An 832-nucleotide genomic window follows, 5' to 3' on the forward strand; every position below is an offset into this window, starting at 1 on the left:
ACCCCTCAACGTCTCGGGCTCCGAGACGTCCCAACACGCTCGGGCGCGGCTCTAGCATTCCACGTGGCCTCCGTCGCCACAATCCGCTGCCGCTCGCCTTCGGCTTGGCGGAGAGCGAAGCCCGAGATGCCGATTGCGACGATTCCGAGCAGGCCCACGACGCCGGTGAGCTTGTGGCCAAGGGTAATGCGCATAGGACGACCGTCGGCAATCAGCAGGTGATGGCGCATCTAAGCAGAGTGAGACGTTGCAGGCTGGTTAAGTGTAGCCGAGTAAATTCCTCTTTAGAAGCGCATTTAATGATCGATACTTCCGCCAGACCTTGTCCGGATATCGTCGTATTACATCATATTTCGACTTATCGACCACATCACGCCGCCGCTTCGGCCTCCTGACCGTTCCGGGACAGGAGGTCCAGAACCTGAGAAGCGCCGATCGGCCTACTGAAGAGGAACCCCTGCATCTCGTTGCACCCCTCGGCCCGCAGATGCGCCAGCTGAGCTGCCGTCTCGACGCCTTCGGCGGTCGTGACGATGCCGAGGCTGGCCGCAAGGCCAGTCACGGCTCTGACGATGGCGGTGCAGTGGAGACTCTCACCGACCTGGCTGACGAAGGACCGGTCAATCTTGATCTTGTCGAAGGGAAACGCGCGCAGGTAGCTCAGGGATGAGTAGCCGGTGCCGAAATCGTCCATGGCAATCCGCACGCCGAGGGCGCGCAGCTCGTGGAGCGTCGCGAGATTGGCCTCGTTGTCGGCGAGCAGCACCCCCTCGGTGATCTCCAGTTCAAGTCGCTCTGGCGGAAGGCCGGAGTTGCGCAGCGCGCTCTGGAC

Annotated in this window: 1 protein-coding gene; it reads right to left on the reverse strand. The window is 62.0% G+C overall.

The genetic code is table 11. The features are described from left to right. Positions 1 to 370: 370 nt before the first annotated feature. On the reverse strand, positions 371 to 832 hold a 462-nt coding region (locus AX737_RS19520), incomplete at its 5' end, for an EAL domain-containing protein (RefSeq protein WP_156453844.1).

Source organism: Methylobacterium sp. CCH5-D2, from assembly GCF_001556475.1.
In the GTDB taxonomy this organism is placed as follows: Bacteria; Pseudomonadota; Alphaproteobacteria; order Rhizobiales; family Beijerinckiaceae; genus Methylobacterium; species Methylobacterium hispanicum.